The 24,043-nt window shown below is 33.1% G+C and carries 20 protein-coding genes and 1 tRNA gene; 1 reads left to right on the top strand and 20 read right to left on the bottom strand.

The window, feature by feature from the left end:
- Window positions 1-43: 43 nt before the first annotated feature.
- From AC1RP1_RS03415 to AC1RP1_RS03490, 16 genes are all read right to left on the bottom strand, one after another.
- On the bottom strand, window positions 44-2,164 hold the full coding sequence (locus AC1RP1_RS03415; RefSeq protein WP_481761182.1) for a PBP1A family penicillin-binding protein: 2,121 nt from the start codon (window positions 2,162-2,164) through the stop codon (window positions 44-46).
- A gap of 152 nt (window positions 2,165-2,316) precedes the next feature.
- Entirely contained in the window at window positions 2,317-2,784 is a 468-nt protein-coding gene (locus tag AC1RP1_RS03420; protein ID WP_409022715.1) for an arginine repressor, read from the bottom strand.
- Between the two features lie 70 nt (window positions 2,785-2,854).
- Window positions 2,855-3,565 carry a Crp/Fnr family transcriptional regulator gene (locus AC1RP1_RS03425; protein ID WP_481761181.1) on the bottom strand — a complete coding sequence of 237 codons (711 nt, stop codon included), beginning with the start codon at window positions 3,563-3,565 and terminating at the stop codon, window positions 2,855-2,857.
- 285 nt (window positions 3,566-3,850) lie between these two features.
- Window positions 3,851-5,542 carry an arginine--tRNA ligase gene (gene argS, locus AC1RP1_RS03430; protein WP_481761180.1) on the bottom strand — a complete coding sequence of 564 codons (1,692 nt, stop codon included), beginning with the start codon at window positions 5,540-5,542 and terminating at the stop codon, window positions 3,851-3,853.
- A 257-nt stretch (window positions 5,543-5,799) separates the two neighbouring features.
- Window positions 5,800-6,660, bottom strand: a complete 861-nt coding sequence (locus tag AC1RP1_RS03435; protein ID WP_481761179.1) for a MurR/RpiR family transcriptional regulator — start codon at window positions 6,658-6,660, stop codon at window positions 5,800-5,802.
- 27 nt (window positions 6,661-6,687) lie between these two features.
- Window positions 6,688-8,142 carry a PTS transporter subunit EIIC gene (locus AC1RP1_RS03440; protein WP_481761178.1) on the bottom strand — a complete coding sequence of 485 codons (1,455 nt, stop codon included), beginning with the start codon at window positions 8,140-8,142 and terminating at the stop codon, window positions 6,688-6,690.
- 21 nt (window positions 8,143-8,163) lie between these two features.
- Window positions 8,164-9,054, bottom strand: coding sequence for an N-acetylmuramic acid 6-phosphate etherase (gene murQ, locus AC1RP1_RS03445; RefSeq protein WP_481761177.1), 891 nt, complete (start codon window positions 9,052-9,054; stop codon window positions 8,164-8,166).
- Window positions 9,055-9,057: 3 nt separating this feature from the next.
- Window positions 9,058-10,104 carry a MupG family TIM beta-alpha barrel fold protein gene (locus AC1RP1_RS03450; protein ID WP_481761176.1) on the bottom strand — a complete coding sequence of 349 codons (1,047 nt, stop codon included), beginning with the start codon at window positions 10,102-10,104 and terminating at the stop codon, window positions 9,058-9,060.
- 186 nt (window positions 10,105-10,290) lie between these two features.
- A complete protein-coding gene (locus AC1RP1_RS03455) occupies window positions 10,291-12,060 on the bottom strand; it encodes an ABC transporter ATP-binding protein (RefSeq protein WP_481761175.1) in 1,770 nt (589 codons plus the stop codon).
- Window positions 12,060-13,715, bottom strand: a complete 1,656-nt coding sequence (locus tag AC1RP1_RS03460; RefSeq protein ID WP_481761400.1) for an ABC transporter ATP-binding protein — start codon at window positions 13,713-13,715, stop codon at window positions 12,060-12,062. The genes AC1RP1_RS03455 and AC1RP1_RS03460 overlap by 1 nt, the downstream gene beginning before the upstream one ends.
- A gap of 255 nt (window positions 13,716-13,970) precedes the next feature.
- Window positions 13,971-14,041: transfer RNA gene (locus AC1RP1_RS03465), tRNA-Gly, on the bottom strand.
- A gap of 47 nt (window positions 14,042-14,088) precedes the next feature.
- Window positions 14,089-15,453: an MATE family efflux transporter gene (locus AC1RP1_RS03470; RefSeq protein ID WP_481761174.1), complete on the bottom strand. Its 1,365-nt coding sequence runs from the start codon at window positions 15,451-15,453 to the stop codon at window positions 14,089-14,091.
- Between the two features lie 24 nt (window positions 15,454-15,477).
- Window positions 15,478-15,930, bottom strand: a complete 453-nt coding sequence (locus AC1RP1_RS03475; protein WP_409022804.1) for a YaiI/YqxD family protein — start codon at window positions 15,928-15,930, stop codon at window positions 15,478-15,480.
- Between the two features lie 56 nt (window positions 15,931-15,986).
- Complete coding sequence (locus tag AC1RP1_RS03480) at window positions 15,987-16,856, bottom strand: SPFH domain-containing protein (RefSeq protein ID WP_481761173.1); 870 nt, start codon at window positions 16,854-16,856, stop codon at window positions 15,987-15,989.
- Window positions 16,857-16,872: 16 nt separating this feature from the next.
- The gene (locus AC1RP1_RS03485; RefSeq protein ID WP_481761172.1) at window positions 16,873-17,064 is read right to left on the bottom strand and encodes a hypothetical protein; all 192 of its coding nucleotides are present in this window, start codon (window positions 17,062-17,064) and stop codon (window positions 16,873-16,875) included.
- Window positions 17,065-17,117: 53 nt separating this feature from the next.
- Window positions 17,118-17,951, bottom strand: coding sequence for a LicD family protein (locus AC1RP1_RS03490; RefSeq protein ID WP_481761171.1), 834 nt, complete (start codon window positions 17,949-17,951; stop codon window positions 17,118-17,120).
- Window positions 17,952-18,107: 156 nt separating this feature from the next.
- On the opposite strand from AC1RP1_RS03490, the gene AC1RP1_RS03495 reads away from it, so the two are divergent.
- Window positions 18,108-18,728 carry a DedA family protein gene (locus tag AC1RP1_RS03495; protein WP_481761170.1) on the top strand — a complete coding sequence of 207 codons (621 nt, stop codon included), beginning with the start codon at window positions 18,108-18,110 and terminating at the stop codon, window positions 18,726-18,728.
- A gap of 54 nt (window positions 18,729-18,782) precedes the next feature.
- Here AC1RP1_RS03495 and AC1RP1_RS03500 read toward each other — a convergent pair whose 3' ends face one another.
- The 4 genes from AC1RP1_RS03500 to AC1RP1_RS03515 form a co-directional block, all read right to left on the bottom strand.
- On the bottom strand, window positions 18,783-18,977 hold the full coding sequence (locus tag AC1RP1_RS03500) for a hypothetical protein (protein ID WP_057973343.1): 195 nt from the start codon (window positions 18,975-18,977) through the stop codon (window positions 18,783-18,785).
- A 182-nt stretch (window positions 18,978-19,159) separates the two neighbouring features.
- On the bottom strand, window positions 19,160-20,347 hold the full coding sequence (locus AC1RP1_RS03505) for an acetate/propionate family kinase (RefSeq protein ID WP_481761169.1): 1,188 nt from the start codon (window positions 20,345-20,347) through the stop codon (window positions 19,160-19,162).
- A gap of 141 nt (window positions 20,348-20,488) precedes the next feature.
- Window positions 20,489-20,929, bottom strand: a complete 441-nt coding sequence (locus AC1RP1_RS03510) for a MarR family transcriptional regulator (protein ID WP_409022730.1) — start codon at window positions 20,927-20,929, stop codon at window positions 20,489-20,491.
- An 83-nt stretch (window positions 20,930-21,012) separates the two neighbouring features.
- The gene (locus AC1RP1_RS03515; protein ID WP_481761168.1) at window positions 21,013-23,976 is read right to left on the bottom strand and encodes a YhgE/Pip family protein; all 2,964 of its coding nucleotides are present in this window, start codon (window positions 23,974-23,976) and stop codon (window positions 21,013-21,015) included.
- Window positions 23,977-24,043 lie beyond the last annotated feature (67 nt).

A 24,043-nucleotide genomic window follows, 5' to 3' on the forward strand; every position in this document is an offset into this window, starting at 1 on the left:
TAATTAGTGTATCATTTTTATCCATAATTTGCATTGATTTGTTCTAATTTCCAAACATCCCATTAATACTATCACTGAGCCATTTTTGGGCTTTTTTAGCAGAATCAGATAATTTATTTTTTATTTCATCTGTTTGCTTTTCTACTGATTCTAAAATACCATCTCCACTATCATTTGAACCGGTATTATTTGCTAAAGTAGTAGCAGATTTCGTTGAGAAGCTTGTCTGAGCAGTATTAGGTAATATACCTGACATTTCGCTTTTAAATAAGGAATCAACGATATCCCCACTTGAATTTCTTAGGTAATGAGTATCATCAGTTTGATCAAAACCAACCCATGTTGCGACAGTAATGTCTGGTGTATATCCAATAACCCACTGATCTTTCGTCCCATCTGTAGAACCTTTTTTAGCCTCTGTACTTCCCGTTTTACCAGCAACTGTATATCCAGCTGGGACAGCAAGTTCGCCAGTTCCTCCAGTTTCAAAGACACCCATCATCATACTTGTCATCGATTTAGCTACCTTACTACTCATAACTTTAGTTTCACTATTGTCTGAATTATTAACAATCGTTTTACCAGAAGCATCAACAATTTTAGTAATAAAATGAGCCTTTTTTTGAATACCACCATTAGCAAACGCAGTATATGCACTAGCCATTTCGTAGGGTGAGACACCAGTAGTTAAACCACCCAAAGCTAAATCTAAGTTTTTGTCCGAACTTTTAACCGGTATACCAAATTTTTTAACAGCATCGTATCCTTTATCAACACCAATTTTATTTAACAACCACACAGCTGGCGCATTTTTACTAAGTGCCAATGCCTTATACATTGGTATTTTACCTGCATATTGATTGTCGTAATTATTTGGTGAATAATTATTTGATCCATATGATTGTTTTTTATCTTTTAATTCAGAATCATAAAAATAGCCATCTTCTAAAGCAGGCATATATACGGCAATTGGTTTTAGTGTTGACCCCGGTTGGCGGTTAATCTGAGTCGCTCGATTATATCCCCTAAAAACGTGTTTACCTCGTCCACCAACAACTGCTGTCACACCACCATTCGTTGAATTAATAGCAATTGATCCACCCTGAGCTTTTGTCCCATCATCAGCATCCAAAGGGAACAAGGTAGAGTTATCAAATGATGTTTGCATAGCTTCTTGATGGGTCTGATCCATCGCCGTATAAATTTTATAACCACGATTCATAATATCTGATTCAGTTAACCCATAATTTTTAATTGCTTCACTAATAACGGCATCAAAATAATAAGGATATTTATAACCTGATTGATAATCGTACGTATCATTTAATGTAATACCCGTCTGCTTAGCACTTGATAATTCTGCACTAGAGATTTTTTTATTTTCATACATAACATTCAGAACAACATTACGCCTTTGTTTAGCTGCAACAGGATGATCTATCGGATTATATGCCCCTGGCGATGTTAACATACCCGCAATAACTGCAGCCTCACTAACAGTTAAATCTGAAGCACTTTTTCCAAAATATTTTTTAGAGGCATCTTGAACACCCCAAACGCCATTACCAAAATATGCATTATTTAAGTACATCGTTAGAATGTCTTTTTTTGAATATACTTTTTCCGTTTCAATTGAAATAAATATTTCTTTAGCCTTACGACTATAAGTTTGCTCCTGTGACAAGAATGCATTTTTAACAAGTTGTTGCGTTATAGTACTTCCGCCACCACTAATTGCACTACTTCCAGTTAATCGATTTTTAACCAATGAAACCACAGAACGTGCCATCCCTTTGATTGAAAATCCATATTCATGATAAAAATTACGATCTTCTGATGACAGTACAGCATTTTGAATATTGGGTGAAATCTTATTTAATGAAACGTAAGTACCCTTTTGAGAGTATAACGATCCTGCTTTATCGCCATCTTTATCAAAAACCTCAGTTGATTGTTGTAAAGCAGCTTTTAACCCACTAACATTTGTTGTTTTGGCTACATAAGTTAAATACGCACTCGAACCTAAAATAATTGCTAAAATAAAAATAGTCAACCATTTCCAACCATGCACAAATTTCCATCCCTGTCGAAACCAATTTTTAAATTGAATTAGATGTATTACAAACCAATTTTCATTTTTAGTTCTTTTATTTTCATTTTTCATTAGTTGTCCCCATATTTAATCTTAATATCATTTATTATTTTACCATAGCAATATTATAAAAAGTAAATTAGCCTTTTTATTATGATATTTTTAAATATTTAAAAAAAGACTAAGAAATGTAGATGTTATCTACTCCTTAGTCTCACAGTATTTTAAATTAAATTATCTGGATTTGCGTGTTCAGTAAAAATATCATAGACACGTTGTGCGGCCTGCTCATCTGAACTAATAATCATAATTGTATCATGTCCCGCAACAGTTCCAACAATATCCGGGAAGCCAAAATCATCGATAATTGCTGCCAGTAAATTACCGTTACTTGGAATCGTTTTAACAACATTCATAAATTGGATTTTAGTAATATTAGTAACGACTTCAAAAATAATTTCAAATAAATGAACTTCTTCACTTAAATTACCTGACTTAAAAATTGCGTATCTCAAATCACCTTGTTCATCTTGAGCTTTAACAATTTTCATTTCACGAATATCTCTAGAAATAGTCGCTTGAGTCGCCTTAATATTCACATGTTCCAATTCTGAAATCAAATCATCCTGCGTTGCAATTACTTTTTTATTAATTAACTGTTCAATTTTAGCTTGACGTATCTCTTTCTTCATAAGAATCCCTCTTTGAATGAGTATTTATTCTTAGTATAGCAAAAGAAATATGAATACTGAAATAATACGCTTAATTTAGGACGATTTTATTCATTTTATTGAATTTTGATTCAAATATAAGCATACCTGAATCTCTAATAATATAACCATCTAACACTAATTTCTGAATAACTCGTCCAACGGTTTCACGCCGCGTTCCACTAATCGTCGCAATATCTTCATGTGTAATCACATATGGGATTCGCAGACTATTCTCACCATGTTTATCGGCTAGATTCTCACTTAAATACTGTAACACTTGTGTTATCCGGGTTGTTGTATTACTACATACGGTTCTTAACCTTAACACTTCTGAACAATTTAAAATATTATCAATTTGCCCAAATAAGTACGCAGAAACTTCATAATGTGTTTTGATTAAATTCTCAATAAGTTCAACAGGAATCTTAGCGACCGTCGCTAGTGTAGCAGCACGACTTGAAACAGTATAATATTCACTCTGTAACATTCCACCAATTGGAAATATTTGTTTCGATGTAACATACATATAATTTTGAAAAATACCAGCTCGATCACCACGTTCAATTTTAACTAATCCATCCAAGACAACATAAATAAAATCACGTTTATCATTCATATCAAAAATAGTATTTCCTTTTAGAAATCTTTTAAATGTAATTTGTTCAAAACAAGCTCCTTGTTCATCCTCACTTAAACAACCAAACAACTCATGGTCAGAAAATTCTGATCGATACCTTTGTCTTTCTTTTTCTGTAATCATCCCTTTACTCCCTTAATACCTATATTTATGATATATAACTATCAACACTATCAGATTAAATATAGAATGTCGATTTATTTTTTCGGATTTTGGAGACCCTGGTTTATTTTTTTGATTCACTGATAGCTCTAAATCATTAATCTAACAGTACCAAAATGATAAAAATAAACTGGTCGTATTCGCACATCCATTTTGTGTTCAAACGCACAATCATCGTTAAAAAGTACATCTAACAATATTTAGATAAAATAAAAAAGTTAACAATTAAGTCAACTTTTTTATTAATTACATTTCTTTTGGTGCATTTACGCCTAATAATCTTAATGATTCTGTTAAAACGACGCTCACACTTTGAACGAGTGCTAAACGAGCTAATTTTTGATCATCTTCAACTAATATCTTTGAATTTGCATAGTATTTATTAAATGCTCTTGATAAATGAATAGCGTATTTAGCAATTACTGATGGTTCATATTCTTTAGCTGCACGTTTAATTATTTTAGGGAAGTCACCAAGTAACTTAATTGTATCCCATGCAGCAGGATCAGAAAGTTCATTGTTACTTTCACTAATTGAAACATCACCCGCTTTACGAATAATACTTTGTGCTCTAGCATTTGAATATTGGACATAGGGACCTGTTTCACCTTCAAAACGAACAACTTCTTCTAAAACAAAATCAAAATTATTCATACGTTCATTCTTTAAATCATGGAAAATAACAGCCCCAACACCAACATCTTTAGCAACTTGTTCAGCATTTGGTAGGTCAGGATTTTTATCTTGAATTTGTTTTTTAGCAAGGCTTGTAGCATCATCTAAAACTTCTTCAAGTAAAATAACACGTCCTGAACGAGTCGATAATTTCTTACCACCTTGTGTGATTAAGCCAAATGGAATGTGGTGCATATCATCTGACCAATCATTACCCATTTCCTTTAACACAGCCTTTAATTGTCTAAAATGGTTAGCTTGTTCATTTCCGACAACATACAATGACTGTACAAAATTATACGTCCGTTTACGGTAAATAGCAGCAGCTAAATCACGAGTAATATATAAAGTTGCCCCATCTGTTTTTTGAATCAAGGCAGGGTTTAAATCGTATTTTTCAAGATCAACAATTTCTGCGCCTTGGCTTTCTTTTAACAAATTTTTATCTTTTAACATTGTCACAACTTCGCCCATTTTATCATTATAAAAGGCTTCCCCTTTAAATGAATCAAATTGGACACCCAGCATATCATAAATTTTATTGAAAGCTGATAATGATTCTGCACGGAACCAAGTCCAAAGTTCGATTGCTTCTTCATCGCCATCCTCGAGCTTTTTAAACCATGCACGAGCTGCAACATCTAACTCTGGATTTTCTTCTGCTTCTTTATGGAAACGAACGTAGTATTCAAGTAATTTATTGATAGGATCAGCTTTAACTTCTGCTTCACTACCCCATAATTTATAAGCAGTAATTAACTTACCAAATTGAGTTCCCCAATCGCCTAAATGATTAATTTTAATTGGATTATAATTAATTTTAGCCAAGATGTTTGCAATTGAATTACCAATCACAGTTGAACGTAAATGTCCCATTGAAATAGGTTTAGCAATATTGGGTGATGACATATCAATTGGTACGTTACCATCATGACCAATATCAGATGCGCCATACTCACTGCCATTTGAAAGCACTTGTTCAATAATATCTTGACTAAATGCAGCCTTATTCAAGAAAAAGTTAACATATGGCCCAACTGCAGCAACTGACTCAAATTGACTTTGATCAATTTTCTCTACTAAGTCTTTAGCAATCATCTGAGGTGCTTTTCTAAATGCTTTAGCTAATGCAAAAGCTGGAAATGCATAATCCCCCATATCAGAACTTTTTGGTATTTCAATTTTGGCAATAATTTCTTCTTCAGTAAGGTTTCCATCAACGATAGCAACCAATGCTTGTGCAACTTGTTGTTTATAATTCATTATCCATTCCTCCTAAAATTGTATAAAAAAAGCCCCTTACAAATAATTATGTAAGAGACGAGAATTCCCGCGGTACCACTCTAATTGATTAATATCCACTCAAAATATTCAGTTATTTCTAAAAAGTACGATTCAACTAACGCTTTTATCTAGCTTCCATCAACCTAGACTTGCTTTAAAATTAATTAGTTTACTAGCTTTTATCATCGAATTTATAGTTTGATTGTAACAAATTAATATTATAAAAGATAGTGTTTTTAGAATTTAGGTTTGCTTTTGGTGAAATATTTCTTTACGACATCCCTTGAATCTGTCAATCTTGTAACATTATCATCAAAATGAATTGATACAAAAGAATAATACACAAGATCGACTGCATATAATTGAGCAATTAAAGAAGTAGTCGCTGCACTTCTGAATTTTTTATTTTCTTCACTATCGTCATGTTCTAAAATAATATTAGCTAATTTGGCCAATGTACTTTTTTTATTATGTGTTAAAACGATAACTTTTATTTTTTGTCGATTTGCAAGATTTGCTAACTTAATTGCATCCGTATTTTCCCCTGAATTTGATATCAAGAATAAAGTTGTTCCTTCTTTTAGTTGCGATAATCCAACGGCAATTAGATGTGTATCAAGTGTTTCTATAACAGACTTACCAACTCGAATAAATTTTTGTTGGAAATCTTTAGCTACAATTTCTGATGCTCCAATTCCATACGCATAGATTATTTTTGACTCTGCAATAACCTTCGCAGCATTAACGACTTCCTCATCTAATGTTTTATTTGATTCCTCAATCGTATGTTGTATCCGCATGGTTAATTTTTGTTGTGTCGTCACTAAATCATCTTTAGGATTAATTTCCTCGAGCATTGATTTATCATCTTGGATTTCTGCTGATAATTCTAATTTTAATCCTGGAAAACCAGTATCACTAATACTTTTTCCAAATCGCGTTATTGCTGCAGTGCTGACACCTACCACCTCTGCCATACTCTGTGTACTCATTCTTATTACTTTCTGAGGGTGCTCTAAAATAAACCGTGCTATTTTTCGCTCTACCTTTGTGTATTTATCCATATTTGCTTGTATTGTGTACAAATAATTACCCATACTTCTTACCTCTTTTTATGGTATGTCTTATGCTTCTGTCTCAATCATAGCATCTTTTGGAATACCAAAAAAGAATGTTAAAATAAATCCGCCCGCATATGCCGCAAGCAATCCAAGAATATACCCAATCCAGTGTCCATTACTTATTAAAGGTATCAATGCTACCCCAGAAGGTCCTATTGCAATAGATCCAATATGACCAATCCCACCAATCACCGCTCCACCGATTCCGCCACCAAGACAAGCAGTAATCATTGGTCGTCCTAAAGGTAGTATAACCCCATAAATTAATGGTTCCCCAATTCCTAGAAATCCGACTGGTAGAGCGCCTTTAATTAAATTTGTTAATTTTTTATTTTTACGACAACGAACCCATAATGCAATTGCTGCCCCTACTTGTCCAGCTCCTGCCATTGCTAAAATTGGCAATAATAATGTTGATCCAGACTTAGCAATCATTTCAAGATGAATAGGTGTTAAAATTTGATGTAATCCTAACATTACCATTGGTAAGAAAAAAGTCCCTAAAACAAAACCAGAAAATGCACCACCAACTTCTAAGACCCAGTTAATTGATGTAACTAAAGAATTCGAAACAACCCCAGCAACTGGCATTACTAAGAAAATTGTCATCATTCCAATAACAAATAATGATATTGTCGGTGTTATAATAATATCTAAAGAATCCGGAATCCATTTATGCAATCTTTTTTCTAAAATAGCTAATACCCACACTGCAAAAATAACACCAATAATTCCACCCTGTCCAGCACTTAGTGCCTGACCGTTAAAGATATTATGGAGAGGTGCTTCAGGGGTTACCCCACTCAGCAAAGTGACAGCGCCGATAACACCACCAAGTCCTGGAGTGGCACCAAATTCACTGGCACTATTTATCCCTACATAGATAACTAAATAACTGAAAACACCATTTTTAATAACATTTAAAACTGCAATAAAATCTGTCCAGCTCGAACTTAAATCCCCTGCAACCATCATATTTCCAAGGACAGCAGCCAATCCACCAATCAATCCTGCTCCAACAAATACAGGAATTAGTGGAACAAAGATATTTGAAATTGCTTTAAGCACCTTTTTTATTGGCGTTTGCTTTTGTTTAGCTTTATGTTCTGCTTTTACTTTAGCAGCTTTGCTCTCAACCAATTCTTTATCAGTCATTTGAGTTGATTGTACTACGTTCTTCAAAGGGAAAGGTTCGCCTAATTTAACCCCTACTTGTCTTACCATTTCATCTGCAACTTTGTTGACTGTACCAGGTCCAACTACCACTTGCAAAGTATCATCTTCAACAACACCCATGACACCATCGATATTTTTCAATTTTTCAATATCTACTTTATCTTCATCCCTAATTGTCATCCTAACTCGAGTCATACAATGAATTAATTTTTCAACATTGTCTGGCCCCCCTACATTATCATAAATTTCATTTGCAATTTTTTCGATTTTTTTGTCTGCCATAATTTAACCCCTCCAAATATTTTATTTGATTGCTTCCCTAACAAAACCATGAGCCTTCTTTAATTTTTCTTTAGCTTGATTCAAATCGTTATCCGTTAGAATCATAACTATTGCAAGTTTGACATCATGTTCAGCTAATTCAAATGTTAATTTTGCTTGTTCATAACTTACTCCAGTTGCATCCATAATAATATGCTTTGATCTTTCAACTAATTTTTCATTCGTTGGTCTAACATCGACCATTAAATTTTTATATATTTTTCCAATTCCAATCATCGAAATTGTCGACAACATATTTAATACTAATTTTTGTGCCGTTCCTGATTTTAAACGAGTAGACCCAGTCAATATCTCTGGTCCCACTTCAATCTCAATAGCCGTATCAGCATGCCGTCCAATAATTGATTCCTTATTGCAAGCCAGACTTATTGTGTTCGCACCAAGATGTTTAGCGTAGTCAAGACCCCCAATAACATATGGTGTTCTACCACTTGCTGCAATTCCAACTACTGTATCTAATTTTGTTAAACAAATATTTTCCAAATCCAACTTACCCAATTCGTTTGAATCTTCGGCACCTTCAACTGCCACAGTCATTGCTTTCATACCACCAGCAATCAATCCTTGCACCATGCTAGGATTTGTTCCAAATGTTGGTACACATTCAGCAGCATCTAAGACACCTAATCTACCACTAGTTCCTGCACCCATATAAATTAAACGGCCTCCACTATTAAATGATTCAATAATTTTACTAACTGCTTCATTAATTTGCGATAACTCTTTTTCTACGCTTTTAGGAACTGTCATATCGGCTTCATTCATTATTCTTGCAACTTCAGAACATTTTAACTCATCTAAATTCATAGTTTGTTCATTTCTAGTTTCCGTTACTAATTTTGTAATATCCATATTTTATCCCTCTTTTATAATTGTATTATTAAATATTATTTTTTGTTTTGCTCCTATATAGTCAATTAAATCCAAGTCTGTCCTTTTAACTGTACCAATTTGGTTTACTTTTTTATCAATTGGTAAATTATTTTTCACTATCTGTATTTCTCCAGTATATCTCCCATATAACATATTATCTTGCGTTATAGTACCTCTCGTTCGAGCATCTTCATTATTTATTGGTTCAATAGTGAATTGATTTCTTATCCGACTTTCTTCTAACCTTACAACATCCCTAGCCACGTCAGCACGATTATGCCATGCTATATTATCAAGTTCATGCGAACTACTTTCAATATCTATTTCTATACTTTGATTAGTAAAATAGTTAACTATCTTACTAATTGTTCTTTGTGAAACTCGCGGATCACCGATATAAACGTCATCAGTATAATTATTCTCAATTAAATCTATCATTGCAGCCAATACATTGTAATTTCGATGTTTTTCTAATGTTGGTAATCCCTTTCCAATTGGCCCTCTAAATATTTTATCTCCTGCCACAAACGCCATCGTAGTAAATCCTGATTTTTTTAACCAATGATTCTTATTTTTTAACCATTCGTCATCTAATCCCGTATCTGGTCGAGGATAATAATTATGCCATGCTTCAATATTCTTAAAATTTGCATGATTATCAACTAGTTGCTTAATATCCAGCTCTGAAATCGTACTAGCATTTAATCCAATATCTATATTATTTGATAATTCAGCTATTTTTTCCATACTAATCCCATAATCAATTCTTAAACCAGTAATTCCAGCAGTTTTCAAATCAAATTCCAATAATTTTAAACTTTTTTCTGAAATATCAACCATTAATTTCAAGTTATTTTCAAGACATAAATTCCCCAAAGTTTTTAATTCATCAATAGTTTTTTTTCTATCTTCTTCAGGAATATGTAATGAAGTAAAAATACCCTTAAATCCTGATTTACGCATTACTTCAATATATTTTTTTGTATCATCGTCAATCTTATCACCTAAATAAATTGAAAAACCCAACATAATATCTCCTCCATTCATAAAAGAAAGCGTTATCATTAACTGGTTACATCATACCTTGAATGATATAAAATTACAATTAAATATATTTATTTTTTGTTTTTTTTGTTACTTTATATCTTAATTTAAAATAAAAAATCTTTCAAGAATACTTTATATAAAGTATTCTTGAAAGATTTTTTCACTGTTTTATTCAAATACAAATTGATTATTATAAAGTTCAGAATAGAATCCTTTTTGATCCAATAATTCTTGATGGTTACCTTGTTCAATAACCTTACCGTCCTTCAGAACAACAATTTTATCAGCATCTAATATTGTTTTCAAGCGATGTGCGATTACAAAACTAGTACGCCCTTGAATAACTGTATCCATTGCTTTTTGAATTTTAGCTTCTGTCACTGTATCAACATTAGAAGTCGCTTCATCCAAAATTAATAACGTAGGATTAGTTAAAATTGTTCTTGCGATACTAATTAATTGTTTTTGGCCAGTTGAAAACACAGAGTTTTCATCCGATACTGTCGTGTCATAGCCATTTTCTTGACTCATAATAAAATCATGAATATTAGCTTGCTTAGCGGCAGAAATCATATCTTCATCTGATGCTTCAGGTTTACCAAAGACAATATTATCACGAATTGTTCCTGAGAATAATACACTTTCTTGAAGAACTATCCCAACATGATCACGAAGACTTTGAAGTTCAAGATCCTTAACATTTACGCCATCAAATTCAACTGAACCACCTGTAACATCATAGAATCGATTCAATAAATTCATAATTGTTGTTTTACCTGAACCAGTTGGTCCGACTAAAGCTACCATTTCACCTTTATCAACATTAATTGATACATCATGTAAAATTTCTTTATTAGCATTATAACCAAAATTAACATTTCTTAACTTAACACCATTTGTTAGACCCGTTAATTTTTGCTTATCAGTTGAGTTGACCTCATCTGGTTCATCAAACATTTCATTCAGTCGACTAGCACCTGTAATAGCAAGTTGGAACATACTATACAATGAAGAAATTTGTGATATTGGTTGGTAAAATTGTTGTGAGTATTGAACAAACACGACAACTAGTCCTAAAGCCGTTGTACGGCCCATATCACCGTTCAGTGCTAACCAGCTACCAAAGAAGATAACAATGGCTGTATTAACCAACGAGAGGCCATTCATAACTGGGAAAAGCATCCCTGAATAGACTTGTCCTTTAAACGTTGCTTTACGAACATTTTCGTTATATGGCAAGAAACCATCAATAGCTTCTTTTTGAAGCCCGTTAGTAATTACAATTTTTTGACCACTAATTTTTTCATTAATATAGCCATTTAATTTTCCAACTTCTTTTTGTTGTATATCAACATACTTACGTGTTTTAGAAATTAAAATGACCGCAAGAAGTAACGCGATAGGCGTTGAAGCAATCGTAACCCAGGCAAGCTGAACATTCTGTTGAAACATCATAATGATAATCCCAATCATTAGAGCAATATTACTCATAATTTGTCCTAAGGCTTGATTCATTGCGTTCGAAATATTATCCAAATCACTTGTAAAACGACTTAAAATATCCCCATCTTTATGTGAATCAAAGAATCGAATTGTCATTTTTTGTAATTTTCCAAATAGCCCTTTTCGCATTCTATTTGTCGAGTTTCCTGTAATGAACGTGACAATAATATTTGAGAAAAACATTGCTACAATTGAAAAAATATAAAATAAGAATAACATCCACAATGAGCTAACAAAATTTCCTTTATCACTCACTCCTTTTGTTAAACCAATTACGTAGTCTGCCAATGCCGTAATTGCTTTTCCCATATACACAGGTGCTTTTACCTGGAAGTATGTCGATGCAATAATTGCAACAGTCATAACTGTAAAACCTAATTTATAGCTTTTCAAGTAGTGGAAGAAGAATGCCATCGATCTATTCATATCTTTCATTAGACAGTCTCCTTTCCTTTTTGAGTGTTATAAATTTCTTGATAAATTTGACTATTTTCAACGAGATCTTTATGTGTCCCCTCGCCAACTAATTTACCGTCATCCATAACAAAAATACGATCCGCATTAATCACAGATGAGATTTTTTCGGCAATAACAAATGTTGTTGTCTCTTTCAATTCATTATTTAATGCTTTTTGGACTAATTTTTCTGATTGAGCATCAAGTGCTGATGTTGAATCATCTAAAATTAAGATTTTAGGTTTACCAATAACACCACGCGTAATTGATAAACGTTGTTTTTGACCACCTGAGAAGTTAGCTGAACGTTCTTCAACCTCTGCATCATAACGTTCTGGTAATCGATTAATAAATTCTGATGCCTGAGCGATTTGACTGGCCATATCCATATCTTTCTCGTTGGCATCTTCTTTACCTTGACGTAAGTTGTCTGCGATTGTGCCAGAAAATAGGATAGCCTTTTGTAAAACAAATGCTACTGTTTTACGAAGCGATTTTTCATTAACATCCTTTAAATTCTCACCACCAACTTTGATCATTCCTTCTTGGGGATCAAATAATCGTGGAATCATTTGGGCTAAAGTTGATTTACCTGAACCAGTTGCACCAACAATTCCTATCATTTCTCCAGGTTTAACATCAAAACTAACATGTTTAAGTGTTGGTTTATCATCGCCTTCATATGAGAATGAGACATCTTCAAAACTAACAGATCCCGATAAATCTTCCTCTGGAACATCTTGGTAATAAATATCTGGTTCTTCATCTAAAATTTCGCGTAGTCGTTTAATTGAAACCATTGCACGAGCACTAAACGTCATCATCATTCCACCAATAATAATGGCAAACATGATTTGCATTAAATAATTAACAAACGAAGTAATAGCTGTAACTGTACTTGGATCTGCTTTAGCTAAATCACCTACAAAATAAATTGCGGCAACGACAGCCATATTTCCAATTAATGTAAATGCTGGAATTAAAACAGCAAATAGAGTTCCAACATAGATATTTTGTGCATTTAAATCATCTGAAACCTTATCGAAACGTTTTTCTTCATTTTTTTCTTGATTAAATGACTTAACAACACGCACACCCATCAAGTTTTCTTTGGCTAACTCATTTACTCGATCAATTAAGCCTTGCATTAACCCAAAATGGCGTCCCATGCGACCGAAAGTTAACATTGAAATACCTAACACGCAGACAATTAAAATAACAATAATCCACCATAAATCCGCAATTGTATTCATAGCTAAAATGAATGCACCGATAAATAAAATGGGCACTCGAATTAATGTCTGTAAAATTGTCATAATTAACGTTTGAATTTGGGTAATATCATTGGTTAAACGAACCACAATATTCCCTGCTTGGAATCGTTCAATATTACTGAAAGAAAATGTTTGAATCTTTCTAAAAGCAGTTTCACGAATATCTGCACTCATTGATTGTGCTACTTTTGCTGATAGAATTGTATTCACAACACCTGCCAACAATCCAATAACAGCAACTCCAATCAAGTACAAACCAAGTGTCGTGATTTTATCACCCTGGTCCTTTAAAATAGCATCAATTACTTTTTGTAACAATTTAGGTTGCCACAATGTTGAAATTGCCATGATAACCACCATGACGACTGCCCAAAAAATATCTACCCGATACTTTTTAGCATGTTTTAATAAAATATCCACTTTTTTCCCCCTCAATTCTGTCCAGTTCCATGTTTTTTTATACAAAAAAACTAATATCAGTTACTAAACTTAGCAAAAATAACGCTTAATTGCAATCATTTTGACTAATTATATTCTATTTAGTCAGTTAAAATTTACAAAAAAAAACCAAGATTAAATATCTTGGTTTCAATATAATTATCTTATTCATTTTTAAGCGGGCGACGAGAATCGAACTCGCGACATCAGCTTGGGAAGCTGGAATTTTACCACTAAACTACGCCCGCAGAACGTTGATTAGTATAGCATATTTCCGTACTTTTGTCATAACTAATTAAGCATGTTTATTTTCAGCCTTTTGTTCAAAATCTAAACGTCTCAAATTTTGTACAGCCTTCATATATGAATAAATCAGTACAATACATGACCCACCCCAGGCTAATGGATTTGCAAAACAAGCTCCTGCATACCCAAAAGCACCAGCTAAAAAGATAGCTGCAAATGATCTCATCAGTAATTCTACAACTCCAGCAACTGTTGGTACGATGCTTTGTCCCAGTCCCTGTAACGTGTATCTAATGACAAACAGTACTGACAAAAGTAAGTAAAATGACCCATTAATATTAAAATAAACCTGCGATAATGCAACAACTTTTGGTGCATTATTTCCAACAAACAGTGTAACTAATTGTTGTCCAAATAAAATAACTAAAAGACTTGCAACGATACTGAATGTTCCAGACATTAATAGACACTTTTTTACACCATCTAAAACACGACCATATTTTTTTGCGCCATAATTTTGGGCAGTAAAAGTTGCCATCCCAATTCCAAATGACATCATTGGTTGTGTTGATAATTGATCAATCTTAGACGCTGCCGTGGTACTGGCAACTGCTGTCGTTCCTAAACCGTTTAAAGCTGACTGTAGCATAATTGCACCAATCGCAATTATTGAAGCTTGAAAGGCCATTGGTAGAGCCACATAAAGGTGTTGGTTAACATCTTTCATCGTGATTTCTCTAAAATGGTGTCGACCAATATGTAAGACGGGAATTTTTCGATAAATGTAAATTAAACAGAATACAACGGAACATGATTGCGCAATAATAGTTGCAATACCAGCGCCAGCAACTCCCCAATGAAATACCAAAATAAATAATAATTCTAAACCAACATTAATAATGCTGGCAAAAATTAAAAAGTATAATGGCGTGCGACTATCCCCTAGCGCCCTAATAATATTAGATAAAATATTAAATGCCATTGAAGCAAATATTCCACCAAAAATGATACTAATAAAAGTTTGTGCATCATCAAATATTTCTGGTGGTGTCTTCATAAGTGTTAAAATATCTTTTACAAAAAACAAACTAACCGCTGTTAAAATTACCGTTGCAATTAGACTAATCAAAAGTCCCACTGCAAAGCTTTTTCTAACACCACGATAATCTTTTGCCCCAAATCGTTGTGCCGTAATAATAGATAAACCTGCAGTTAACCCTTGTGCAAATCCAATAATCAAAAATTGAATACTCCCGGTCGAACCAACTGCAGCTAGTGCATCCACGCCTAAAGTTTGTCCAACAATCAACGTATCAGAAATACTATATAATTGTTGAAATAAATTACCAACCAATAATGGTATAGTAAACATAAAAATTAATTTTGCTGGATTACCCGATGTTAACGATCGCAAATAAGACCCTTCTTTTCTTTATATTTATTTAATTCCTTTTTCATTCAATAATAAAATAAATGCTTTTTTAAAGTTAGCCCTATCCTGGTTTGAAAAGGCGCTTGGACCCTTCGTACGTTGACCTGATTTCCTTGCCATTGCACTTAAATATCTTGAATCCAACATACTATCGATATTGGTATCTGTATATTCAAATCCTTTATGATGCATCACAATCACACCTTTTGGTAATAAAAGAGAAGCTAGTCCGTAATCTTGTGTAATCACAACATCTGATTTTTCAGCTAACTTTACAATTCTATAATCTGCCGCATCTGGACCTTGATCAACATAGCTAACCGAAACATTTTCAGGATACTTTTTAGTTGAGAAATGTGGCGTACTTGTAATTAGCAACACACTGATATTCCGTAGTTCGGCTTCAGCTATAACTTCATTTTTCACAGGAGACGCATCCCCATCAATAATAATTTTCAAATTAACCACTCTCATTCCTAGTAAAAAAACTTCCAAGGAATAACCTCTTGAAAGTTTTATTTAGCTTCTGGTTTTAATAATGCATTAATTGCTGGAATTTGACCTAAGCTATCTATCGCATTACTTGGCATAACAACTGTATTTGCGTCACTCTTGGCCAATTCTTTAAAAGCCTCAATATTTTGGCTAACAAAATAACCATTACCAACTTTATTTAATGATAAATTAACTGCATCTATTCGGTATGCTTCAGCATCGGCCGTCTTTTTAACTGCTTCAGCCTTTGCTTGGGCTGAATTAACCCATGCATCATTATCAGCTTTATTTTTTAGTGCAACTGATTTACTGTAACCTTCTGCTTCAGCAACAGTAGCATCACGATTTCTAGCGGCTTTCAATAACTTATTCATTGAATCTTGAATTTCAACTGAAGGTTTTACTGTATCAATATTAATTCGATCAACATTTAATCCATAACCAGCTGTCACATTAGAAATTTCGCCAAACAAACCGCGATTAATTTCTTGCGTTCCATTCAAAACTTCATCTAACATTTTATTACCAATGATGCCACGCAAAGAGGCACGTGTATCTTGAATCATACTACGAACAGAGTCTTCATTTTTAAACACAAAATCTTGGATGTCAGTAACGTGATACTTCAATGAAATTTTAACTTCAATTTCAGCATTATCTTTTGTAATCACAACTTGTTTATCAAGATCTAAAGGTTGTTGTGCCGTACTAACACGAATTACTGAAGAAATAAATGGTTTAATAAAATGTAAGCCTGGAGCTAATGTTGTTTCATATTTTCCTAAAGTTATAACAACACCTTGATGCGGTTGTCTAATAATTCGGATAGTTGCTGGTAAAATCATGACCAATAATATAACAATAATAATAACGACTAAAAGTCCCAACATAATAATTTAACCACCTTTATATTTTTTTAACGTCTAACCCTTCAACATGTGTTTTAATGATTCGAACAACATCTCCACTTACTAATGTTTCATCACTAAAATAATGATAGTAGATACCAAAAAACTCGACCGTGCCATGAATATTTTTACTGTCAATTGTAAATTCCCGGTTAAGCAACCGCTCGTCAATAATTGATTTTCTATCCATATGAAAGCACCTCCATTTGTCATCTTTAAACGTATCTCATTTACGTCATAAAATCAATCAATTTCATTATCAAAAGTAAAATCATTTCGATCTAAAATAGTCACTTTTTCAATATGCTTTTCAATCTGTTTACTTTCAGGCGGTAATTGTAAATAATCACCATATAAACGGCTTAAAATTGCATCATATGCCCTTAAAATAGTTACCGTAAGGTTCTCAAAAGGAACTTGAATCACGGCTGCTAATTCCTTTTCTGATAGTAATTCTTTTTCATATGAGTATTGTGAAGCTAAATTTTTATATTCTGAAATGGTGTCATCTTGATTATAGGTTCTTACTAGTTCGTCTCTTTTTTCTTTATACTCTTTGGTTTTACGACTTTGATCAGGTTGTAATTTTCTAATCTTTGCGTTAATTTCAGTATCCATTAAACGATAATTGCTCAATAAAAGAATTTTCGCGTTAAGATATCGATATTTTGATTGTTGAATAGATCGTTCGACATCACCTGTTGGGACTTTATCAAAAGGAAAAATATCTACAAAAACACCTTTTCTAGCGTCATTAATATTTCTTTTCTCTTCAACATGAATAGATTCATCAAGTAGTTTTGCATATCCAAATGCATAGTTTGGATCACTTTGATCAGTTTGTAGAAAATAATAAGGCTGGCTAATCTCTTGGGGAGCGATTTGTAAGAATCGATCGTAGTCATCCCTTACCATTCCAATATCGACATCATCATCCCATGGAATAAACCCTTGATGTCTGACCGCACCTAATAAACTGCCACCAATCATAAAATACTTTATATTATTTTTTTGACAAATTTCAACGACTTCCCGGATTAAATCTAATTCTACCTTGTGTAATTCTTCAATTTTCATTTTTACCACCTTAAATCGTCTTATTCTTTCTTCAATTGTACCAAATTTAACTCTGAATACGAAAATTATTTAATTTTTATTAAGCTAATCCTTTTTCATTACTTTATTTCTTTGGCTCATGATATGCTTTAATTATTAAATAAAAGGGGTGCCTAAATGCAAGAAACCATAATTGACTTAATCGGCCAACATGGCTATCTAGGTGTTGCGTTACTGATCACCATTGAAAACATTTTCCCACCAATTCCTTCTGAAATCATTTTAACATTTGCAGGTTTTATGACGCTCTCAAGTTCTCTTACACCAATTGGTTTAATTATTTCTGCCACTATTGGGGCGACTATCGGGGCTTTAATCTTATATTCGATCGGTCGCTTTTTAAGTACAGAACGTTTAAATCAATTTTTCGCCAGTAAGTATGGTTCTTGGCTTGGTCTAAAACCTATCCATATTGAAAAAGCGACTGAATTTTTTGTAAAATATGAAAATCGTGCTATTTTCATAGGCCGTTTTGTTCCCATTGTTCGAAGTTTAATTTCTATTCCCGCTGGAATTACGAAATGTAAATTACGTTTTTTTATTCCATTAACCTTTTTTGGAACATTAATTTGGAATACTGTCCTCATTTATCTTGGGGCATTTGCTGGGAATGCTTGGGCGGAAGTTGCAGCAACAGTTGATATTTTTGCTACAGTAGTTGGTATCATCTTATTAATCGTTTCGTTCTTCGGAATCTACAAACTAATTAATTTAAATAGGAACAAAAAAAACGATTAAATTCAATTATGAATTTAATCGTTTTTTACTACTTTTATTTCTCAAAAAGTAGGATTAATCTTCCGCAACATCGATAGCTTCTAATAGAATATTCAGTTCAGAACATTCTCTTTCAAGCGATTTTTCCTCTTGGAAAAAGCTATCTCGAATTGATGATTGTTGTCTGTTTCCAATGTTACTTCTAAGATCAGCAAGTTTTTGCATCGCTGCTTGATACTCACTCATAATATCAAGTTTACACCTACTCATTAAGTTACGCCTCCGAATGATGACAACAACTTGTTGTCAGTAATAATAATTTATAATGTCTAATTTAACACTTTTTTAATAACTTGTTAACCCTTTAAATATTACCGTTATGTTACAAAATAAAAAAGACATCACAATGTGATATCCCTCTTATTTTAAGCTACTATTTTAAATGGTTATTTTTACATTAATGATTGAACATCGCGTGCAATAACTAATTCTTCATCAGTAGGTATCGCAAAAATCTTAACGGCAGACTCTGGCGTGCTAAGCATAACCTGTTCACCCATTTTTTCGTTATTTTCAGCATCAAAGCCAACACCTAAATATGCTAAATGTTCAATAACGCGACGACGTACAATCCGATCATTCTCACCAAGACCAGCAGTGAAAATAATACCATCAACCCCTTGCATTTCTGCAATGTATTGACCAATATATTTAATAATATTTTGAACATAGATTTTAACAGCTAAATCAGCACGAGGATTTTTTCCTAATTGAGCTTTAACATCACGCATATCAGGAGAAATCCCTGAAATACCAACTAGCCCAGATTCACGATTCAAAATATTAATCATTTCATCTATATCAGTAATTTTTAATTGTCTCATCATGTAAGCAACTAACGATACATCTACATCACCTGAACGTGTTGCCATGGTAATTCCAGCAAGTGGTGTAAAGCCCATTGATGTATCAATTGATTTACCACCAACTGTAGCTGTAATTGATGCTCCTGCACCTAAATGTAATGTAATTAATTTTAACTCTTTAGGGTCTTTATCAATTAGTTTTTCGGCTTCTGAGACGACATAACGAACGCTTGTCCCATGAGCACCATAACGTCTTGCGGCATATTTTTCATACCATTCATAAGGTACACTGTACATGTAACTTTCTTCTGGCATCGTCTGATGGAAGGCTGTATCAAATACAGCGACACTTACTGCATCTGGTAAGATTTCTTCAAATGCCTGGATACCTAAAAGATTAGCTGGATTATGTAATGGTGCTAATTCAGATAATTCATTAATTTTTGCAATTGTATCGGCATTTACTAATGTTGATTTTTTGAAATATTCACCACCAGCAACAACGCGATGTCCAACACCGGAAATTTCATTAAAATCAGCAATAATATCCAATTGAAGCAATAATTTAAGTAATAACTGTACACCTACTGAATGATTGTCGATATCTAATACATCTTCATATTTTTTTCCGTTACCATATTTAATCGTTAAAATTGAGTCTTTAAGTCCAATTCTTTCAATCAATCCTTTAGCAATAACAGTTTCCTCTGGCATGCTAAATAATTGGAATTTTAAACTTGAACTACCTGCGTTAATTGCAATAATTTTTGTCATATTCTTCCTCCAATAATGATTTCATTTGGTATTAATTTAATCCTTAAAAAACAATTATTTTTTTAAGTAGTATATTAAACTAATATACTACTTATAGAAAACGCATACAACACTTTCAAGCAAAAAATGGTACACAGAATTTTATTTTCTGTCTACCATTATTTTTTGCCCGAATTCTTTCATTAAACTAAGCAGTAGAACTGCCTTATCTTCACCTAAAACATTTACCCAAGTATCAAACCGTTTCTTAATTGACTCAGTCACAACTCGTTCTACTTTTGCACCCTGATCAGACAAGCGTAGGTTTATTCTTCTTCTATCAACTGTGTCTTGTTCTTGATAGATGTATCTTAATTGTTTTAGTACGTTTAATTGGCGTGCAATTGCACTCCTTGAAACATTTCTTTTTTTAGCGATATCAACCATGCTTATATCTTCAGTGCTATGGATATCTTTTAAAATCAAGAATTGTTCAAAAGATAAATTAAACTCACTAGTAGGTTGTGAAATGAATCCTTCCACATTCTTAAAAGTTCCTAAATACATACTAATATAGTCATCCATTAACTTAGTTGTTGTCATTGCTAATTCTCCTCTGCATGTTCTACCTACAGTTAAATTTAGCATAAAACGCGGTTAATTACTATATCTAATCAACTGTATCTCTATTTTTCTTTTTCAGTTGATACCGTTAATTGTTTACGATTTACAAACGTCCAAACCACACCCAGTACTACGGCTGTAACAAGTAATGCAAGCACTGAACCAATCATACCAGAACCTTGGCTATTAATTGCATATGTGAAGCCATTTAATACATGTGTAACAGGTAAGAACTCTGCAAATACTTGATAAGCATTTGATAACATCGTATTTGGAATAACTTGTCCTGTAATCACTAATTGTACGAGTAGTAATGCTAAAGATAAGAGAATACCCATTGTTCCAAGGAGTTCGTCAATTACCACACATAAAAGAGTAAAGATTATTCCCGATAAGAACGTAAAGATTACGAAACTAATTGGATGTTCAATTGTTACACTAAAGAATAATGTTAATAAGAGAACTCCTGCTGTTTGAATAACAGAAATAAATAACATTAGGAAAAGGTTCTGTAACCAGTTTTGTGATAATTCATTCTTCTTACGGTATCTGAATAAAATTAATTGAGTTACAATTGCACCGACAAATAATGATAAAACAATCACTAATGGGGCAAATGTATTTTTCAAAGTTTTAGCGAGATTGTCACTTTCAGTTTCTGTTTTAACAGGTTCAACGAATTGAGCCACATTTTTTGGAGATGAATTGATATTACCAACCTGTGATGCTCCTGCTGCTAATTTAGTATTTAATAATGTTACACCATCATTAGCTGTATCCAATCCTGATGTTACTTGTTTAGACCCATCAGCTAATTTTTGTGAGCCATCAACTAATTGAGGACTAGCAGCTGCCAATTGTGTATCACCATCTGTTAATTGTGTACTTGCCGCTTTTAATTTCGAACTTCCATCTGTCAATTGTGTACTAGCAGTTGTCAATTGTGTACCACCACTAACAAGCTTATCAGATCCTGCTTTCAATTGTGTACCACCTGAAACTAACGTTTGTGTTCCTGCCTCAAGTTGTCCACCTGCTGTAACAAGTTTTTGCGATCCTGCTCTTAAAGCAGTAACACCTGTTATTAAAGTTGGTACATTACTATTTAATTGATTAATACCATCAGTTACTTGTCCTGTTCCTGCTGTATATCCTAAGATACCAGCTGACAATTTGTTAATACTACCTGTCATGATTGAATTCTTAATTGTTGCATTAATTGTTTTTTCACTTGTAACATCAACACCAGCACCATTAACACTAGCATTTAATTTACCAGCAACTTGTGCATTAGCATTTGATGCTATCACTAATGAATCAATTTGATCACTCAAGTCTTTTGTATCACCTAAAAGACCAATCATTGAATCGCTCGTCAAGGTATCAGTATTACTCAATAATGCAGTTGCTTGTGTCGAAATTTTAGCAAATTTTTCCAACATGGCTTTAAGATCTACATCACCCATTGTTGATTTAAATTCAGCCATTAAGCCACCTACATCACTCATCACTGCCTCTAACATCGCTTTTGTATCTGTTAAATTTTTACTTACCCCAGTTATATTTGTACCAACAGTTGTTATTGCTGTATCTGTTTTTGTGATTTGTTGTAAAACAGTGTCTTTTTCTTTTTGGCTCATTGTTGTTGAGTCATTAATCATCGTACGAACCTTCTTGTTAGAAGTCGATGCCTGACCTTTAGCTAATGTCAAACTAAACATCTTTTGTGTTGTATCTGAATTAATTGCATTCATTTGAGTTTGAACAGTTGTTAATTTATCCCCTGCCGCCATCAATTTTGTTACTAATCCAGGTAATGCTTGTAATGTTTCAATTGATCCTGAAATTTCTTCAAGTTCAGCTTTTAATTCTTTTGATCCTTGCTTTGTATCTTTAATTTGTTGAATTATTTCAGGAATATGATTAATAATTTCGCTACGAGATTTTAATCTTGTTTGAATTTGAGTTACACCAGTTTTAATACCAGTTGAATATGCTGTTAAACCTGCTACCGCCATCGGTAACGATTGGCTACCTGACATACTTGCAGCTAATGTTTTCGCACCATTATTTAAATCATTCGAGTTCGAATTTAATGTAGTTGCACCAGTTGCTAACGTGCCTACACCAGCTGCTAATGTAGATCCGCCAGTTTGCAACGTAGAAAGTCCCGCATCTAATGTTTTATTCCCATCAACATATTGAGTCACACCATTTGATAAGGTTGGTGCACTAGCAACAAGTGTATTAATTCCTGAGGCTAATTGATTATTACCATTCACCAGTGTACCTACACCAGTTGTATAGGTATTTACACCATCAGCTAAAGTATCAACCCCAGTTGTATAAGTATTTAATCCTGTTTTTAATGTCTGATTACCTTTATCAAAGGTCACCATACTTGTTGCCAATGTATTTAAATTTCTAGTAACTTCTTTACTACCATTTTTTAATTTAACGGTTCCTTTATTTAACGTTTTTACACCAGTTGAGGCTTCTTTAACACCTGAACCTAATTGTTTAACGGAACCAAGTAATGCAGAATCATACGCTTTTTGGATATTAGTTAAAACTTGTGATTTCAATTGTTCTGCAACCTGTTTTGTAATCAATTGCGAAACATAGTTATTTGTATCTGATTGTTTTGTTTTTAACAAACTCACTTTTGGCGTTTCATCAAGTGCAGTTGTTGCGTTTTTTGAAAAATTACTTGGCAATGTAACTGACATTGTATAATCGCCTGAATCTAAATGTTTTTTCGCAGTTTCTGCGCTAACAAACTCCCATTTGGCTTGTTTATTGGTTTTAAGAATTTTAGTAACTTCCTTACCAACGTCAATTGATTTTCCATTAAATGATGCTTCTTCATCGTTATTTATAATAGCTACTTTTAAATTTCCTGTGTCCATTTGTTGCTTACTTGAAACTAACTTATAGGTTCCATATGCAATTAAACTTGGAATTAAACATGCAATTGCGATATACGCAACTGACCTCTTATTCTTTGACATAAATTCTTTGAACAAAATTATCCACCCTCTCTTTTTAGTTAATGGCATTAACGATTATTCGTTCCGTTAACCTCATTAACGA

Source organism: Dellaglioa sp. CoH-56-MRSF-13, assembly GCF_056782095.1.

What these genes read in the sequence shown, in the direction of transcription:
- AC1RP1_RS03415 (WP_481761182.1), bottom strand. Translation starts at nt 2,164, where the DNA reads ATGAAAAATGAAAATAAAAGAACTAAAAATGAAAATTGGTTTGTAATA.
- AC1RP1_RS03420 (WP_409022715.1), bottom strand. Translation starts at nt 2,784, where the DNA reads ATGAAGAAAGAGATACGTCAAGCTAAAATTGAACAGTTAATTAATAAA.
- AC1RP1_RS03425 (WP_481761181.1), bottom strand. Translation starts at nt 3,565, where the DNA reads ATGATTACAGAAAAAGAAAGACAAAGGTATCGATCAGAATTTTCTGAC.
- argS (WP_481761180.1), bottom strand. Translation starts at nt 5,542, where the DNA reads ATGAATTATAAACAACAAGTTGCACAAGCATTGGTTGCTATCGTTGAT.
- AC1RP1_RS03435 (WP_481761179.1), bottom strand. Translation starts at nt 6,660, where the DNA reads ATGGGTAATTATTTGTACACAATACAAGCAAATATGGATAAATACACA.
- AC1RP1_RS03440 (WP_481761178.1), bottom strand. Translation starts at nt 8,142, where the DNA reads ATGGCAGACAAAAAAATCGAAAAAATTGCAAATGAAATTTATGATAAT.
- murQ (WP_481761177.1), bottom strand. Translation starts at nt 9,054, where the DNA reads ATGGATATTACAAAATTAGTAACGGAAACTAGAAATGAACAAACTATG.
- AC1RP1_RS03450 (WP_481761176.1), bottom strand. Translation starts at nt 10,104, where the DNA reads ATGTTGGGTTTTTCAATTTATTTAGGTGATAAGATTGACGATGATACA.
- AC1RP1_RS03455 (WP_481761175.1), bottom strand. Translation starts at nt 12,060, where the DNA reads ATGAAAGATATGAATAGATCGATGGCATTCTTCTTCCACTACTTGAAA.
- AC1RP1_RS03460 (WP_481761400.1), bottom strand. Translation starts at nt 13,715, where the DNA reads ATGGTGGTTATCATGGCAATTTCAACATTGTGGCAACCTAAATTGTTA.
- AC1RP1_RS03480 (WP_481761173.1), bottom strand. Translation starts at nt 16,856, where the DNA reads ATGTTGGGACTTTTAGTCGTTATTATTATTGTTATATTATTGGTCATG.
- AC1RP1_RS03485 (WP_481761172.1), bottom strand. Translation starts at nt 17,064, where the DNA reads ATGGATAGAAAATCAATTATTGACGAGCGGTTGCTTAACCGGGAATTT.
- AC1RP1_RS03490 (WP_481761171.1), bottom strand. Translation starts at nt 17,951, where the DNA reads ATGAAAATTGAAGAATTACACAAGGTAGAATTAGATTTAATCCGGGAA.
- AC1RP1_RS03495 (WP_481761170.1), top strand. Translation starts at nt 18,108, where the DNA reads ATGCAAGAAACCATAATTGACTTAATCGGCCAACATGGCTATCTAGGT.
- AC1RP1_RS03500 (WP_057973343.1), bottom strand. Translation starts at nt 18,977, where the DNA reads ATGAGTAGGTGTAAACTTGATATTATGAGTGAGTATCAAGCAGCGATG.
- AC1RP1_RS03505 (WP_481761169.1), bottom strand. Translation starts at nt 20,347, where the DNA reads ATGACAAAAATTATTGCAATTAACGCAGGTAGTTCAAGTTTAAAATTC.
- AC1RP1_RS03510 (WP_409022730.1), bottom strand. Translation starts at nt 20,929, where the DNA reads ATGACAACAACTAAGTTAATGGATGACTATATTAGTATGTATTTAGGA.